Source organism: Sphingopyxis sp. H050 (assembly GCF_001468265.1).
In the GTDB taxonomy this organism is placed as follows: domain Bacteria; phylum Pseudomonadota; class Alphaproteobacteria; order Sphingomonadales; family Sphingomonadaceae; genus Sphingopyxis.
The window spans coordinates 124,296-138,205 of the sequence record NZ_LNRZ01000004.1 but is presented as its reverse complement, the minus strand read 5'-3'; the positions used below and the strand labels follow the sequence as shown (position 1 = coordinate 138,205).

Below are 13,910 nucleotides of genomic sequence, written 5' to 3'. Positions count from 1 at the left end.
GGACGACGGCCTGATATGATCGTCGTTGTCAGTGCTTGCTGATAGCCGTCACTTCCCCGGCGCTGCCGGTGACGACCAGGTCAAAATCTACCTTGTCGCCAACGGCTATTCCAGTGAGCACATCGGGCTTGGCCGAGAAGCCCATTTTCATCGCGGGCCAGCCGACGGCGGCAATGGCTTCGTGGTCGAGCGTGATCTTGCCGGCCGCCGCGTCGATGGCCGTGACCGTGCCGGTGCCTTTGCCCATCTTGCTGCCTTCAGGCATCGCCATGCCCGGCATGGCATCGGCGGACGCGGCGGCCTTGGGGGCTTCAGCTTGTGGCGCGTCGGGTTTCTTGTCGCAGCCTGCGAGGGCTATCGGCAGCGCGATCAGTGCAGCGACGATGAGGGGTCTATTCACGTTGGTTCTCCTTGGTGTTGAACGGGTCCGCGCCGCCGCATCAGCAGATAGGCGGCGGGTATGATGAGCATCGAAAGCAGCGGTGCGGTCAGCATCCCGCCGACCATCGGCGCGGCGATGCGGCTCATTACTTCCGCGCCGGTGCCGGTGCCGATCAGGATCGGGAACAGGCCGGCGAGGATCACCGCCACCGTCATCGCCTTGGGCCGAACGCGCAGCAGCGCGCCCGCCCGGACGGCCTTTTCGACATCGCCATTCTCGGCCAGCGCCGATTTGAGGTAGATCAGCATCACCACGCCGAACTCAGCGGAGACGCCCGCCAGCGCGATGAACCCGACGCCGGTGGCAACCGATTGATTGTAGCCGAGCCAATAGAGCAGCCACACCCCGCCGGTCAGCGCGAACGGCAACGTCGCCATGATCAGCGCGGCCTCATCCCAGCGCCGGAAGGTCGCGTAAAGCAATGCGAAGATGATCAGCAGCGTTGCCGGAACGACAATCTTCAATCGCTGTGTTGCGCGTTCGAGAAACTCGAACTGGCCCGTGTAGGCGACGCTGATGCCGGGCGGCAGCTTGACCTGCTGCGCCGCCGCGCGTTGCAGATCGCCGACGATTTCGGTGAGGGCGCGGCCGCGACCATCGACATAAACCCAGGTTGCAGGGCGGCCGTTTTCGCTGCGCAGCATCGGCGGGCCATTGTGGATCGTGACGTCAGCGACCGTCCCCAGGGTGATTTGCTGACGCGAGGGCGTCAGCACGGGGAGGTTGACAATGTCGTCCACGCTGTCGCGGATTTCGCGAGGGTAGCGCACGCTGATCGGATAGCGGGCAAGCCCTTCGACGGTTTGCCCGACAGCCTCGCCGCCGATCGCGCCCGATACCACCGCCTGCACATCGGCGACGTTGAGGCCGTAGCGGGCTGCTGCCGCACGGTTGATCGACACGTCGATGTAGCGCCCGCCCGAAAGCCGCTCGGCCAGCGCGGAAGTGATCCCAGGCACGGTCTTCGCCACGGCTTCGATCTCGCGCGCGGTTCGATCTATTTCGTCGAGGTTCGCGCCGGAGACCTTGATGCCGATCGGGCTCTTGATCCCGGTCGCCAGCATGTCGATCCGGTTACGGATCGGCGGAATCCAGAAATTGGCGAGGCCGGGGACTTTGACGGTCTTGTCCAGTTCGTCGATCAGCTTGGCTTGGGTCATGCCAGGCCGCCACTCACTCTTGGGCTTGAACCGGATCGTGGTCTCGAACATTTCGAGCGGGGCCGGGTCGGTCGCGGTGTCGGCGCGGCCCGCCTTGCCGAACACGCTCTCCACTTCGGGAACGGTCTTGATCAGCCGGTCGGTTTGCTGGAGCAGCATCGACGCATTCGCCGTCGAGATGCCGGGCAGCGCCGAAGGCATGTAGAGCAGGTCGCCCTCGTTCATCTGCGGCATGAACTCGCCGCCGGTCTGGCTGATCGGCCACACGCTGGAGGCAAACACGAGCAGCGCTATCAGGAGTGCTTTCTTGGGCCGCGCCAGCACCCAGTCGAGCGCGGGGCGATAGATGCGCGTGAGGAAGCGGTTGATCGGGTTGCTGTCCTCGCTCGGAATACGTCCCCGGATCAGCCAACCCATCAGCACCGGGATCAGGGTGATCGACAGCAGGGCCGCGCCCGCCATCGCATAGGTCTTGGTGAAGGCCAGCGGGGCGAACAAACGCCCCTCCTGACCCTGCAAGGAGAAGACCGGCACGAACGAAAAGGTGATGATCAGCAGGCTGAGGAACAGCGCCGGGCCGACTTCGGCGGCAGCGTCGGTGATGACCCGCCAGCGGGCTTCGCCGGTCAGTTCCTCGCCGGGATTGTCGTGCGTCCAGCGTTCGAGATGCTTGTGGGCATTCTCGATCATCACCACCGCCGCATCGACCATCGCGCCGATGGCGATTGCGATGCCGCCCAATGAGAGGATGTTGGCGTTGAGACCCTGCACGCGCATCACGATGAAAGCGAGTAGGATGCCGAGCGGCAGCGTCAGGATCGCCACCAGCGCCGAGCGCGCATGCCACAGGAACAGGCCGCAGACGAGCGCGACGATGGCAAATTCCTCGAACAGCTTGCCGGTCAGGTTCTCGACCGCGCGGTCGATCAGGCCCGAGCGGTCATAGGTGGTGACGATCTCGACACCGGGCGGCAGGCTGGCCTTGAGTTCGGCGAGCTTGGTGCGGACGCCCTCGATCACCTCGCGGGCATTCTTGCCCTGGCGCATGACGATCACGCCGCCCGCGACTTCGCCCTCGCCGTTGAGTTCGGCGATCCCGCGCCGCATGTCCGGCCCGACCTGCACCGTGGCGACATCGCCGAGCGTCACCGGAATACCGCCTGCCGCCGTGCGGATCGGCACGGAGCGAAAATCGTCGAGCGTCTTGAGGTAGCCCGAAGCGCGGACGATGTATTCGGCTTCGGCCATTTCGACGACCGCGCCGCCGGCCTCCTGATTGGCGCGTTTGAGCGCGTCGCTGACATCGCCTGCCGTCACCCCGTAGGAGGCCAGCTTCTGCGGATCGACAACGACCTGATATTGCCTGACCATGCCGCCGATGCTGGCGACTTCGGCGACGCCGGGAACGGACTTCAATTCGTAGCGCAGAAACCAGTCCTGCAAGCTGCGGAGCTGGGCGAGGTCGTGCCGCCCACTCTTGTCGACCAGCGCATATTCGTAAATCCAGCCCACGCCGGTCGCATCGGGGCCGAGCGAAGCGGTCGCGCCCGCAGGCAAGCGGCCCTGGACCTGGCTGAGATATTCCAGCACCCGGCTGCGCGCCCAATAGAGGTCGGTGCCGTCCTCGAACAGCACATAGACGAAGCTGTCGCCGACGAACGAATAGCCTCGCACCACCCGCGCGCCGGGGACCGAAAGCATGGTCGTCGTGAGCGGATAAGTGACCTGGTTTTCGACAATCTGCGGTGCCTGCCCCGGATAGGTGGTGCGGATAATCACCTGAACGTCGGAAAGATCGGGCAGCGCATCGACCGGCGTGGTCCGCACCGCGCCGATGCCGATGACCGCCAGCACGAGCGCCGCTACGACGATGAGGCCGCGCGCCTTGACCGAGGCGCGGATGATCCATTCGATCATTGTGCGGCCCCCAGCTTGCGCGCTTCGATGCCGGTCAGGCTCGCTTCGGAATCGAGCAGGAACTGCCCCGAGGCGACGACTTTTTCACCCGCGGCCAAACCTTCCAATATCTCGGTCTGCCCGCCGCCTTCGCGGCCTGTGCGCACTTCGGCGGGACGGAAACGTCCATTGCCGGTTGCCAGCATCACCAGCGTTCGCGTTCCGGTGCGGATCACGGCCTCGCTTGGCACCAGCAGCGCCGTGCGGGGCGTGCCCCCAAGCGCGACATTGGCGAACATCCCTGGACGCAGGCGTCCGCTGCGGTTGGTCAGCTCGATCCGCACGGTTATCGTCCGGCTGTCGACTTGCGCGCTGGGCAGCACGGCGAGGATGCGTCCGCCGAATGTCTCGCCTGGAAAGGCGGACAGCGATGCCGTGGCACTCTGGCCGATACGGACACTTCCAGCCTGCGCTTCAGGGACAGCCGCATTGAGCCATACCGTGCCAATTCCCGTTACTTGTGCCAGCGTTTGCCCCTGGCCAAGCGTGACGCCCGCGCGGGCGTCGAGCGTCTGGATGACACCCGAAATCGGCGATGTGATCGTGATCGTGCCGTTGGTTCGCCCGCTGCGCTCGACTCCGGCGATCACGCCTTCGGGCATACCCATCAGCCGCAACCGCTGGCGCGCGGCGGCGGTCAGCTCAGGCTTGCCCAGCCGTTTGACCGCAAGGAACTCGGTCTGCGCGCCGCCCCATTCGGGAAGTTGCACATCGGCGATCGGCGCACCGGCGCGGATGACGTCGCCGGGTGCGCGGGCATAGACCCGCGAGACAAAGCCGCCCGACCGCGCCTGAATAATCGCAACATCGCGCTGATTGAACTCGATACTGCCGGTGACGTTGAGCGTCGCGGCGAGACTGCCCAATTTCGCCTCGACCACACGGATTCCGAGATTCTGCATCGCGGCGGGATCGACCGTCACGCCAGGTGCAGTGCCGACGGTGGCACCTTCATCGGCATATTTGGGGATGGTCTTCATCCCCATCGACGAGAGCGAATTGGGATTGTCGTAGTGCTCGGCCGGCACCATCGGATCGTACCAGTAGAGGATTTTCCTCTCGCTCGCGGAGGGCGTGCCATCCTCGCCGCCGCGCTGTCCCAGCCAGTAACCGCCGCCGCCCGCGACCAGCACCGCCGCCAGTATCCCCGCGCGCCAACGCGCAGCCGTCGTCGCGTCCGTCATGGCCGCATCTCCCCATAAGTGAAATTGATCCGCACGGCGCTGCGCGCCACGTCCGCCTCGCGCGCCAGCGCGTCGACTTCCGCCTCCGCCAGCGACAACGAGGACAGCAACGCGCTGCCGAGATCGAGCTTCCCGGCGCCGTAGCTTGCTCTGTCGAGTTCCGCCCGCCGCTTGGCGAGCGGCACAAGCACGCCGCGCGCGTTTTCGAGCCGCTGGCGCTGCATCGCAAGAACCGCCAGATCGGCGTCGAGACCTGCCAGCAGCTCGCGTTCGCCTGCCTCGCGTAGCAGCCGCGCCTGTGTCGCTTCGCTCGCGCGCGCCGCGATCATCGGATCTTGGCGCTGCCGCGAGAACAGCGGCAGATCGAAGCTGACCCCGACCGACACCATATCGCCGTAAGCCGGATCACGGCGGCCGTAGGAAGTGCTGACCCTCCAGTCGGGCCGCTTTTCGGCCTGCGCAAGATGGACATCCGCCTCGGCGGCGAATGTCGCGGCATCGAGCGCCCGCAGCCGGGGATGCGCCGGAAAGCCGGCGATCAGGCGCGCGCGATTCACCTCCAGCAAGGGCGGGTCGCCGGCTACATCGGCCTCGGGATCGCCGGTGAACCGGATCAGCCGAGCGCGCGCTGCGGCAACCTCGGCGGTCAGTTCGCTGCGCCGGTCATTGATCGCTGCGCGTAATTGTTCGGGCTCCAGCGCTCCGCTGGGCCGTGCCGAACCCGATGCAAGCCGCGCGGTGACGGTCGCCTGGAGGTCGCCAAGGCTGTCGTCGAGCAAGTCGAGCTGGGCGAGCCGCCGCTTGGCGTAGAAGAGATCGATCCAGGCAAGCGCGGTTTCGAGCCGAACGGCCTGCGCCTCGACCGCCAGCCCCGCTTCGGCGACGCCGATCTCGGCCTGCGCGCGGCCGCGCTGGGCGCGGCGCTTGGCGGGATTGGGAAATGCCTGTTCGATGCCGACCCGCGTCATTGTCATGTCGTCGCGATTGAAGGTGAACGCGGGCGGCCCCGAGACCGGGAAATTGTCCACGCCGACCGACAAGGTTGGATCGGGGAGGCGGCCCGCTGCGATCGAGGCTGAGCGGGTCGCATCGACTCCGGCCTCCTCCGCCCGGATCGAAGGCGCATTGGCCGCCGCCCGCGCAAGTGCGGCATCGAACGTCATTGGCTCGGCCAGGGCCGCACCGGGGATCATGGCGAGTAGCGGTGCCAGAACAATTATTCGCATGGGAGACTCCTGATCGGGAGAGCCATGGCCAATGCCGAAACGGAAACTTGACAAACGGGCGCCGGCGAAGGGGGCTTTCTCCGCCGGCGCCACGCGCCCGGCCATGTTTGTTATCGGCTATCGGCCAGGCAATCGCCTCAGCCGGCCGACGGCGTTTCAGCCTTGCCATGCATGTCCATCATGCAGCCGGAAGCATCCGCCTTCATCATGGAACAATCGCAATTGGCGACGGTGGGCGCGTCCTTGACCCAGACGCGGACCCGCGAAGGCAGGTTCGACTTGCTGGGGCCAGGAGCGGGCCGCGACTGCCATTCCCAATGGCCCGGTCCGCGGGTCTGCGCGGATGCGGCGGAAACGGAGGTGAAAGCCGCAAGGGCAGCGGCGATTAAGAGCAGAGTTTTCATGTCGAAAATCCTTGGTTGAACGGAGCGGAGACGCACGGCGGACACGAGGGTCCGTCATGCGCCGCGAGGGTTCAGCCAAGGATCGTGGGAGGGTCCGGTTCCGGGCCGGTATTACGCCCGACGAGCCGCACGACCGGCGATGGCGGCGGTGTCGATGTGTGAAGCTGGATGGGCGGGGCGATCATCGCCGGGGGGATCAGCGCCACCGGCACCGCGCAGCCCATCTTGGCAATGCAATCGGGCGTCATACCCTTGCAGGGCTGCTTCTCGGGTTGGGGCTGCGGCTTGGTCAGCCCCAACATTTCTGCGCATTCCGCACTCATTTCGGGCGCAGCCACAGTCTGTTCGGCCTGTTCAACCGGCATGGCACGCGCAAAAGCTGCTTCCTGGCCAATAAGGCCAAGCAATGCCGCCAAAAGCAGGGCCAGGGAAAACCAGCGCTTCATACGCCTTCTTTCGGCCCGGGACCGGGTGCTGTCAATTTATTGTGCGCGCGCTGGTCATGATGATGTCCGCCGTGAAAGAAATACAGCAGCGGGCACGCGAACAGGAAGGCATAGGGGATCAGGCCGAACAGATGCGTCCGGTGTTCGGGATAGAACAGATAGGCCGCGACTAGCGCGGCCGATGCGAGCGCCAATATCCAGGCGCGCCTGTTCGAGAGGTTCATAGCGCAATCCTCCTGAGCCGCAGCGAGTTGCCGATGACGCTGACCGAAGACAGCGCCATCGCCGCCGCCGCGATGATCGGCGACAGCATTAGGCCGAACAGCGGGTAGAGCGCCCCTGCCGCAACTGGAATGCCAGCGACATTGTAGGCGAAGGCGAAGAACAGGTTCTGGCGGATGTTCGCCATTGTCGCATGGCTGAGATGCCGGGCGCGGACGATCCCGGTGAGATCGCCCTTGAGCAAGGTGACACCCGCGCTCTCGATGGCGACGTCGGTCCCCGAACCCATGGCAATGCCGACATCTGCTGCGGCGAGCGCCGGGGCGTCGTTCACCCCGTCCCCGGCCATCGCGACAACCTTGCCCTGATCGCGCAGGCGCTTGACGATTGCGCCCTTCTGGTCGGGCAGGACATCGGCCTCGACATCGCCGATGCCGAGACGCCGCGCAATGGCATCGGCGGTGACGCGGTTGTCGCCGGTCAGCATGATGACATGGATGCCAACCTCTGCCAGCGCCTTGAGCGCGGCGGGGGTGGTTTGCTTGACCGGGTCGGCGATGCCGATAGCGCCCGCCGCCTTGCCGTCGATGCCGAGGAAGATCGCGGTTGCGCCTTCGCCGCGCAAACGGTCGGCGCGTTCGGCAAGCGCCGCGGTCGAAATCCCCATTTCGTCAAGGAAGCGGGCATTGCCGGCGACAAGCCGCTTTCCATCGACCGTGCCGGTGATGCCCTTGCCAACCGGTTGATCGACATCGCCCGGCTGGCCGATGGCGAGGCCTCGCGCTTCGGCCGCCTTGACCACGGCCAGGGCAAGCGGATGTTCGCTGCTGCGCTCCAGGCTGGCGGCGAGCCGCAGCACTTCGTTTTCCTCGAACCCTTCCGCCAGTTCGACGGCGACGACGGCGGGTTTGCCTTCGGTAAGCGTGCCAGTCTTATCGACGACGAGCGTGTCGACCTTCTCCATGCGCTCCAGCGCCTCGGCGTTCTTGATCAGAATTCCGGCCTGCGCGCCGCGCCCGACCCCGACCATTATCGACATCGGCGTGGCGAGACCCAGCGCGCATGGGCAGGCAATGATCAGCACCGCGACCGCCGCGATCAGGCCATAGCTCATCGCAGGGGATGGGCCGACCAGCGACCAGACGATGAAGGCAATTGCTGCAACCGCAATCACCGCCGGCACGAACCAGCCCGACACCCTATCGGCGAGCCGCTGGATCGGGGCGCGGCTGCGCTGGGCATCGGCGACCATCTGGACGATGCGCGCGAGCATGGTGTCGCGCCCGATTTTTTCCGCCCGCATGACGAGGCCGCCGGTCTGGTTGATCGTTCCGCCGATCAGCTTCGACGCCGCCTCCTTGGTGACAGGCATGGATTCGCCGGTCACCATCGACTCATCAACCGTCCCGCGACCTTCCAGCACCACACCATCGACCGGCACCTTTTCGCCAGGACGGACGCGCAGCGTGTCACCGACCAAAACCTGATCCAGCGGGATTTCCTCGTCGCTGCCATCGGTGCGAACCCGTCGCGCGAGCTTTGGCGAGAGATCGAGCAGGGCGCGGATCGCGCCGCTTGTCGTTTCGCGGGCGCGCAGTTCAAGTAACTGGCCGAGCAGGACAAGGACGGTAATGACTGCGGCCGCCTCGAAATAGACCGCGACCGAGCCATCCGGCGCACGAAACGTCGCAGGAAAGATGCGGGGCGCCAGCGTTGCCGCCATGCTGTATGCCCAGGCCACCCCGGTGCCCATCGCTATCAGGGTGAACATATTGAGGTGGCGGCTCTTTACCGAGGCCCAGCCTCGCTCAAAGAACGGCCAGCCCGCCCACAGAACGACAGGAGTCGCAAGCGTCATCTGGACGAGATTGGCGATTCTGCCATCGAGCATATGGCGCAGGCCGGTGAGATGTCCGCCCATTTCGAGCGCCACCACCGGCACGGCGAGAATGAGGCCGATGACGAACCGCCGCTTCATGTCGGCATATTCGGGCGACGGGCCGTCGCTGAGCGTCGGGGTCATCGGCTCCAAAGCCATCCCGCAGATTGGGCAGCTTCCTGGCCCCGCTTGCTGCACCTCCGGGTGCATCGGACACGTCCAGATCGCGCCTTCCGGAACTGGTTCGGTCCTCGGCGGTGCTTCACTCGTATGACGCGCTGGATCGGCATCGAACTTTGCGAGGCAACCTGCGCTGCAAAAATAGTGATGCACTCCGGCGTGGGTTGCCACATGAGGCGTGGTTGCCGGATCGACCTTCATGCCGCAAACCGGGTCGGTTGCCGTTCCCGTAGCCATCGATCCGGCATGGTCGTGATGCGGTCCGTTCATGTCGTCGTTCCCAACGGTTCCAATGTTCCGAGCCATGCGACCAAGGGGAGGATCGCGAGCGCCGCACTGCCTTCCGCAAGCAAGCTCCGCCGCAGGGCAGCAACCGCTTTGGCTGGGTTGTCGTCGCGGATCGCAGTGCCGAGCGCCGGAGTCAGCCGCCAGCGATTGAGCGCGGCGAGCGCCAGCATCGCGCCGAACAACAGCAGCTTGACGATCAGCAGTTTGCCGTAGTCGGTGAGCGGCAGTCGCGAGAAATGCGGGAAACCGACAACCGCGAGGCAATTGATGATGCCGGTTGCGATGATCGCGGCTACCGCGAGCGTCCCGACCCATGAAAATCGGTCGAGCGCGCGGTGGACCACGGGGAGGTGTTCGGACCGCAGTGCTGTCAGGGGCCGGAACAGAATCCAGGCGAAGGCGGCAATCCCGCCGATCCACACGGCCGCCGCCAGCATGTGAACGATGTCGCTCAGCCGATGCGCGGTTCCGGTCCAGCCTTCGGTCGCGCCGGCATGGCCGGTCCAGACCAGCGTGGCGATTGCAACCGAAGTCGAAATCAGCAAGATGATGTGCGCCGCTTCACTGCGGCTGATTGCCAACGCGGCAACCACGGCAAAGGCCATCGCCACCATCCGCACCAACCACGCCGTGCCGATGGCGCTTTCGCCAACCACGTCGCGCATAACCTGGGGATCGACCGCCCAGACACTCGAACCCGTCATCGCGGCAACGAGTGCGAGCATTCCGACGCCGGACAACATGAGTCCGACCGCAGCGAGAATGATCGATAGCCGCCTCAGCGGCAAAATGTCCGAAGCCCGCTCATCGGCCGAAAGGGCATAGAACGAAAAGGCGACCATGCCCGCCAGCGCCATCAAGTCGGCGTAGAGCGCGAACCGGATGACGATGACGGGCATGTTGTCCATTGATCCTACCGCACGGTGAAGCTGAAATTGCTGCCCATCCGGTGCGTATCCGCGCCAGCCGCAGACCAAGTGACACGGTAGGTGCCGCGCACCAGCGCGCGCTTGGGCGTCAAGGTCATCGACTTGCCATCGCGCGCCATCTGCGCGGAGTGCGCAACTGGCATGGGAGCGTGATTGGCCATGCCGGGCATCCCCGTCATGGCGATTTCTGTTTTGACCGTTGAGCCGATCAAACGCTCGTTGAAGCTCAGCACGATCCGGGCGGGAGCGGCCACGGTTGAATTGGCGGCAGGCGTCGAACCGGTCAGCGAAGCGTGAGCAAGGGCGGCACCTGGAATGGCGACCAGAGCGGCGAGAATTAGGGGCATGAAAGTGCGGCGCATCGGGAAATCTCCATGAAGCTGGGCTCGGTGGTGATACGCACGGCCGCCTCACACCCCTCAAAAATTGTGAGGGGGATGGCTGCTGCTTGCGTATAGAATCCTGCAAACACCGAATGAATCGAGAATGACTATGGACGACGTGCTCAAACGGCTGCGCGAAGCACCGCTCCCGACGGCATTGGGGCAAATCGACGATGCGATCATTGCCGCCTGGTCCGCCGAACAGCGCGAGCGCGCCGCCAATTCGCGCATCCTGTGGGCGGCGGCGCTTGTCGCGCTGGGCCTTGGCTTTGCCGGTGGCAGTCTGTCGAGCGCGCCCGCGCAGGCCGCGCCGTCGCTCTCGCCCTTCGCCATGACGGCGCTGGCGCCATCCGATCTGCTGGACCCGCGCTGATGGGCTCGACGATGGGATCAAGGGGGCGCCTGCTGCTGATTGCAGTCATTGCGTTCGCTGCCGCGGCCGCTGGCGTCTTCGTCGCCCGCACGGTCATGGACACACCGCGCAAGAGCGAAAGCGAAGTCCATGCCCTGCTGCATGACCAGTTGAAGCTCGATGCCGCGCAATCGGCTAAGATCGAAGCGTTGGAAGCGCGCCATGCCATGCGCAAAAAGGCACTCGAACTCGAAATGCGCGCGGCGAACGCGCGGCTCGCCGAAGCGATCCAGGCCGAGCATGGCTATGGCCCGAAAGTCACCGAGGCAGTCGATCATGTCCATCACGTCATGGGCGAGATGCAGAAGGAGGTGCTCGAACATCTGTTCGCGATGCGCGCCGTCCTCGATCCGGAGCAGGCGAGCATCTTCGACAGAACCGTGGTCAAGGCGCTGACCGCCGAAGCGCGGTGAGCCTCGATCTTGCCCAATGCAGCGACGGCGAGCTGGCCGCGCTCGCGCTCGGCGGGCAGCAAGCCGCCTATCGGGAGTTCCTGCACCGCTACAAGGAGCCGGTCTATCGACTGATCCGTAGCAGCATCGGCGATGCCGACGAAGCGCTCGACCTGACGCAAGAGAGCTTCGTTTCCGCTTTCGCGGCGCTCAAATCTTACGATCCGGCGCGGTCCTTTCAGGCATGGATTTCGCGCATTGCGCTCAACAAATGCCGCGATTGGGCACGTCGCCGCGCAGTGCGAAGTTTCTTCACACGCGCAGACCCTATCGAGGACGGGTTTACGGTGGCAGCGGAATTGCCTTTGCCTGACGCTGAGGCTTTCGACCGGGCCGAACTCGCCCGCGTCGAACGGGCAATGGCCTGCCTTCCGCACCGGTTACGCGAAGTGCTGGTGCTGCGCGCAATCGAGGGGCGCAGTCAGGCCGAAGCAGCGGAAATACTCGATGTCAGCGAAAAGGCGATCGAAACACGGCTCTACCGTGCGCGCCTCCAATTGAGCGCGATCGTGTCGAACAAAAGTTGCAATGAGGGATAGGCGCGCGAGCCGCGTATGACTTAATCGAATGTAGACAATTTTTGGGGACCATTACCATGACAATCGGCAGCCGACGCAGTGTTCGTTTCGCGGTCGTCGGTGGTTTGGGTGTCGTGCTGTCAGGGTGCGCGACGATAGATCCGCAGCGTGATCGTATTGCTGTCGAGCAGCTTCTTACAGATCGCGGCGCGCCCGGCTTGCAGTGGGATGAAAATGGAGCGGCGGCGTCCAATGAGACGGTGAGCGCGCTATTGGCGAACCCGCTGGATCGGGAGACTGCGATCCGGATAGCGATGCTCAAAAGCCCCAAACTGCAACTTGTCTATGGCAATCTTGGGCTGGCGCGCGCCGATGTGCTGGATGCTGTCGAGATCGGCAATCCGCGCGTAGGCGCCTCATCGCTGGCGCTGGCCGGGGGGCCGGGCTCGCAGTTCGTCATCGGTATTGCGCAGCCGCTCATCGACCTGCTCACACTGCCCGCCAAGGCCCGGCTGGCGCGCGTAGATTACCAGCGGGCGCGCTATGAGACGGCGGCGGCCATCCTTGGCGTTTCGCTGGACGTCGAAGCTGCGTGGTATCGCGATATCGGCGCGGCACAGGTGGCCGAGATGCGCGCGGCGGTCGCGGAAGCGCTCGGCGCATCCGCCGACCTCGCACAACGCTTTTACGATGCCGGCAACATCACCGAACTTCAGCTCAACCGCGAAAAGGCGGCGGCAAGCGATGCGCGAATTGCCGCCGCCCACGCCAAGGTCGAGGCGCGGTTGGCGCGACTGGAACTCAACACTTTGCTCGGGCTTTCGGGCGATGAGACCAATTGGACGGGGGCGGCCACGCTGCCGCTGCCGCTGGAGCAAGAAGACGATCCGCAACAGCTCCAGCAAATTGCAAGCGCCAACAGCCTTGAGTTGCTCGCGGCGCGCGAAGGGGTGAAAGTCGCGGCGGGTGCCAAAGGGGTCGCGAGTGTTTTCGGACTGCTCGGTTCGACCACAATCGGCTATGACCGCGAGCGAGAGATCGACGGGTCGGTGATCCGGGGGCCGACTATCGATGTGGAGGTGCCAATCTTCAATCAGCAGGGCGCGCGCCGCGCGCGTGCCCTGGGGCAGCTGCGGCTGGCCAAGGCGAAACTGGCAATGCTCGATCTTCAGACTGTCAACGGAGTGCCGCTCGCCGCCGAGCGCGTTGCCGTGCTGAGTGAGGTCGTCAAAATTTACCGCGAGGCACTGGTGCCCGAACGTGAAACGGTCGCGCGGCAGAGCCAGCTCGAACAAAATTTCGCGCTGATCGGCCAGTTCGAGGTCTTGCAGGCGCGCGCGCAGCAATATGAGGCCTATCAGGGACTTCTCGAAGCGGTCCGCGACTATTGGCTGGCGCGCGTAGACCTGGCGCGGCTGGTCGGCAGCCGGTTGCCGAGCGAATCTACGGCAACGCAGAACACGCTCTCGCCCAGCGACTATCTGAAACCGCCCGGCGCAGCGACAACGTCGGGCCATCAACATCATGGTGGCGCGGCATCGTCTGCGCCAACGGGGCACGAAGGCCATGCCATGCCCGGCGAAGCTGCAGCGGATACGCACGAGCATCAACCCGGCAGCCCTTCGACACCTCCCACAGAATCCCCCCCGCATCATAATCCCGACGCCGCGTTGCCGCCAACGCCCCCTGAGCTGGAGCCGTCCGGACACGAACATCATGGAGACCCGAAATGACGACCCGCCGCGAGATCATAAAAGGGGCAGCCGCCGTTATTGTCGGCGCTACGGTCTCCGGTGCTGCCGCCGCGCAAGAACATAAGCACCAGATGG

At 65.0% G+C, this 13,910-nt stretch carries 14 protein-coding genes; 4 read left to right on the top strand and 10 right to left on the bottom strand.

What is annotated here, in order from left to right; translation table 11 throughout:
* Positions 1-28: 28 nt before the first annotated feature.
* From ATE67_RS09760 to copC, 10 genes are all read right to left on the bottom strand, one after another.
* Positions 29-400, bottom strand: coding sequence for a copper-binding protein (locus tag ATE67_RS09760; RefSeq protein WP_058816524.1), 372 nt, complete (start codon positions 398-400; stop codon positions 29-31).
* Positions 397-3,519: an efflux RND transporter permease subunit gene (locus ATE67_RS09755; RefSeq protein WP_058816523.1), complete on the bottom strand. Its 3,123-nt coding sequence runs from the start codon at positions 3,517-3,519 to the stop codon at positions 397-399. Before ATE67_RS09755 ends, ATE67_RS09760 begins: the two co-directional genes overlap by 4 nt.
* The gene (locus tag ATE67_RS09750; protein WP_058816522.1) at positions 3,516-4,742 is read right to left on the bottom strand and encodes an efflux RND transporter periplasmic adaptor subunit; all 1,227 of its coding nucleotides are present in this window, start codon (positions 4,740-4,742) and stop codon (positions 3,516-3,518) included. The genes ATE67_RS09755 and ATE67_RS09750 overlap by 4 nt, the downstream gene beginning before the upstream one ends.
* Positions 4,739-5,968, bottom strand: a complete 1,230-nt coding sequence (locus ATE67_RS09745; RefSeq protein ID WP_058816521.1) for a TolC family protein — start codon at positions 5,966-5,968, stop codon at positions 4,739-4,741. Before ATE67_RS09745 ends, ATE67_RS09750 begins: the two co-directional genes overlap by 4 nt.
* A gap of 137 nt (positions 5,969-6,105) precedes the next feature.
* A complete protein-coding gene (locus ATE67_RS21010; RefSeq protein WP_231728103.1) occupies positions 6,106-6,417 on the bottom strand; it encodes a hypothetical protein in 312 nt (103 codons plus the stop codon).
* Between the two features lie 26 nt (positions 6,418-6,443).
* Positions 6,444-6,818, bottom strand: coding sequence for a hypothetical protein (locus ATE67_RS09735; protein WP_058816519.1), 375 nt, complete (start codon positions 6,816-6,818; stop codon positions 6,444-6,446).
* Entirely contained in the window at positions 6,815-7,042 is a 228-nt protein-coding gene (locus tag ATE67_RS09730; RefSeq protein ID WP_058816518.1) for a DUF2933 domain-containing protein, read from the bottom strand. Before ATE67_RS09730 ends, ATE67_RS09735 begins: the two co-directional genes overlap by 4 nt.
* The gene (locus ATE67_RS09725; RefSeq protein WP_058816517.1) at positions 7,039-9,369 is read right to left on the bottom strand and encodes a heavy metal translocating P-type ATPase; all 2,331 of its coding nucleotides are present in this window, start codon (positions 9,367-9,369) and stop codon (positions 7,039-7,041) included. Before ATE67_RS09725 ends, ATE67_RS09730 begins: the two co-directional genes overlap by 4 nt.
* Positions 9,366-10,244: a copper homeostasis membrane protein CopD gene (gene copD / locus ATE67_RS09720; protein WP_231728102.1), complete on the bottom strand. Its 879-nt coding sequence runs from the start codon at positions 10,242-10,244 to the stop codon at positions 9,366-9,368. Before copD ends, ATE67_RS09725 begins: the two co-directional genes overlap by 4 nt.
* Before the next feature lie 56 nt (positions 10,245-10,300).
* Positions 10,301-10,678, bottom strand: a complete 378-nt coding sequence (gene copC, locus ATE67_RS09715; RefSeq protein ID WP_058816515.1) for a copper homeostasis periplasmic binding protein CopC — start codon at positions 10,676-10,678, stop codon at positions 10,301-10,303.
* A 124-nt stretch (positions 10,679-10,802) separates the two neighbouring features.
* On the opposite strand from copC, the gene ATE67_RS09710 reads away from it, so the two are divergent.
* Genes ATE67_RS09710 through ATE67_RS09695 form a run of 4 tightly spaced genes read left to right on the top strand, consistent with a single transcriptional unit; the run spans position 10,803 to position 13,814 of the window.
* Entirely contained in the window at positions 10,803-11,072 is a 270-nt protein-coding gene (locus tag ATE67_RS09710) for a hypothetical protein (RefSeq protein WP_156416967.1), read from the top strand.
* Positions 11,072-11,524, top strand: a complete 453-nt coding sequence (locus ATE67_RS09705; protein WP_443028753.1) for a periplasmic heavy metal sensor — start codon at positions 11,072-11,074, stop codon at positions 11,522-11,524. Before ATE67_RS09710 ends, ATE67_RS09705 begins: the two co-directional genes overlap by 1 nt.
* Positions 11,521-12,102 carry an RNA polymerase sigma factor gene (locus ATE67_RS09700; RefSeq protein ID WP_058816513.1) on the top strand — a complete coding sequence of 194 codons (582 nt, stop codon included), beginning with the start codon at positions 11,521-11,523 and terminating at the stop codon, positions 12,100-12,102. Before ATE67_RS09705 ends, ATE67_RS09700 begins: the two co-directional genes overlap by 4 nt.
* Positions 12,103-12,158: 56 nt before the next feature.
* The gene (locus ATE67_RS09695) at positions 12,159-13,814 is read left to right on the top strand and encodes a TolC family protein (protein WP_082660296.1); all 1,656 of its coding nucleotides are present in this window, start codon (positions 12,159-12,161) and stop codon (positions 13,812-13,814) included.
* Positions 13,815-13,910: the final 96 nt, after the last annotated feature.

Coding starts and splice junctions, on each gene's coding strand:
- ATE67_RS09695 (WP_082660296.1), top strand. CDS start 12,159: ATGACAATCGGCAGCCGACGCAGTGTTCGTTTCGCGGTCGTCGGTGGT.
- copC (WP_058816515.1), bottom strand. CDS start 10,678: ATGCGCCGCACTTTCATGCCCCTAATTCTCGCCGCTCTGGTCGCCATT.
- ATE67_RS09710 (WP_156416967.1), top strand. CDS start 10,803: ATGACTATGGACGACGTGCTCAAACGGCTGCGCGAAGCACCGCTCCCG.
- ATE67_RS09705 (WP_443028753.1), top strand. CDS start 11,072: ATGGGCTCGACGATGGGATCAAGGGGGCGCCTGCTGCTGATTGCAGTC.
- ATE67_RS09755 (WP_058816523.1), bottom strand. CDS start 3,519: ATGATCGAATGGATCATCCGCGCCTCGGTCAAGGCGCGCGGCCTCATC.
- ATE67_RS09730 (WP_058816518.1), bottom strand. CDS start 7,042: ATGAACCTCTCGAACAGGCGCGCCTGGATATTGGCGCTCGCATCGGCC.
- ATE67_RS09725 (WP_058816517.1), bottom strand. CDS start 9,369: ATGAACGGACCGCATCACGACCATGCCGGATCGATGGCTACGGGAACG.
- ATE67_RS09735 (WP_058816519.1), bottom strand. CDS start 6,818: ATGAAGCGCTGGTTTTCCCTGGCCCTGCTTTTGGCGGCATTGCTTGGC.
- ATE67_RS09750 (WP_058816522.1), bottom strand. CDS start 4,742: ATGACGGACGCGACGACGGCTGCGCGTTGGCGCGCGGGGATACTGGCG.
- ATE67_RS09745 (WP_058816521.1), bottom strand. CDS start 5,968: ATGCGAATAATTGTTCTGGCACCGCTACTCGCCATGATCCCCGGTGCG.
- copD (WP_231728102.1), bottom strand. CDS start 10,244: ATGGCGCTGGCGGGCATGGTCGCCTTTTCGTTCTATGCCCTTTCGGCC.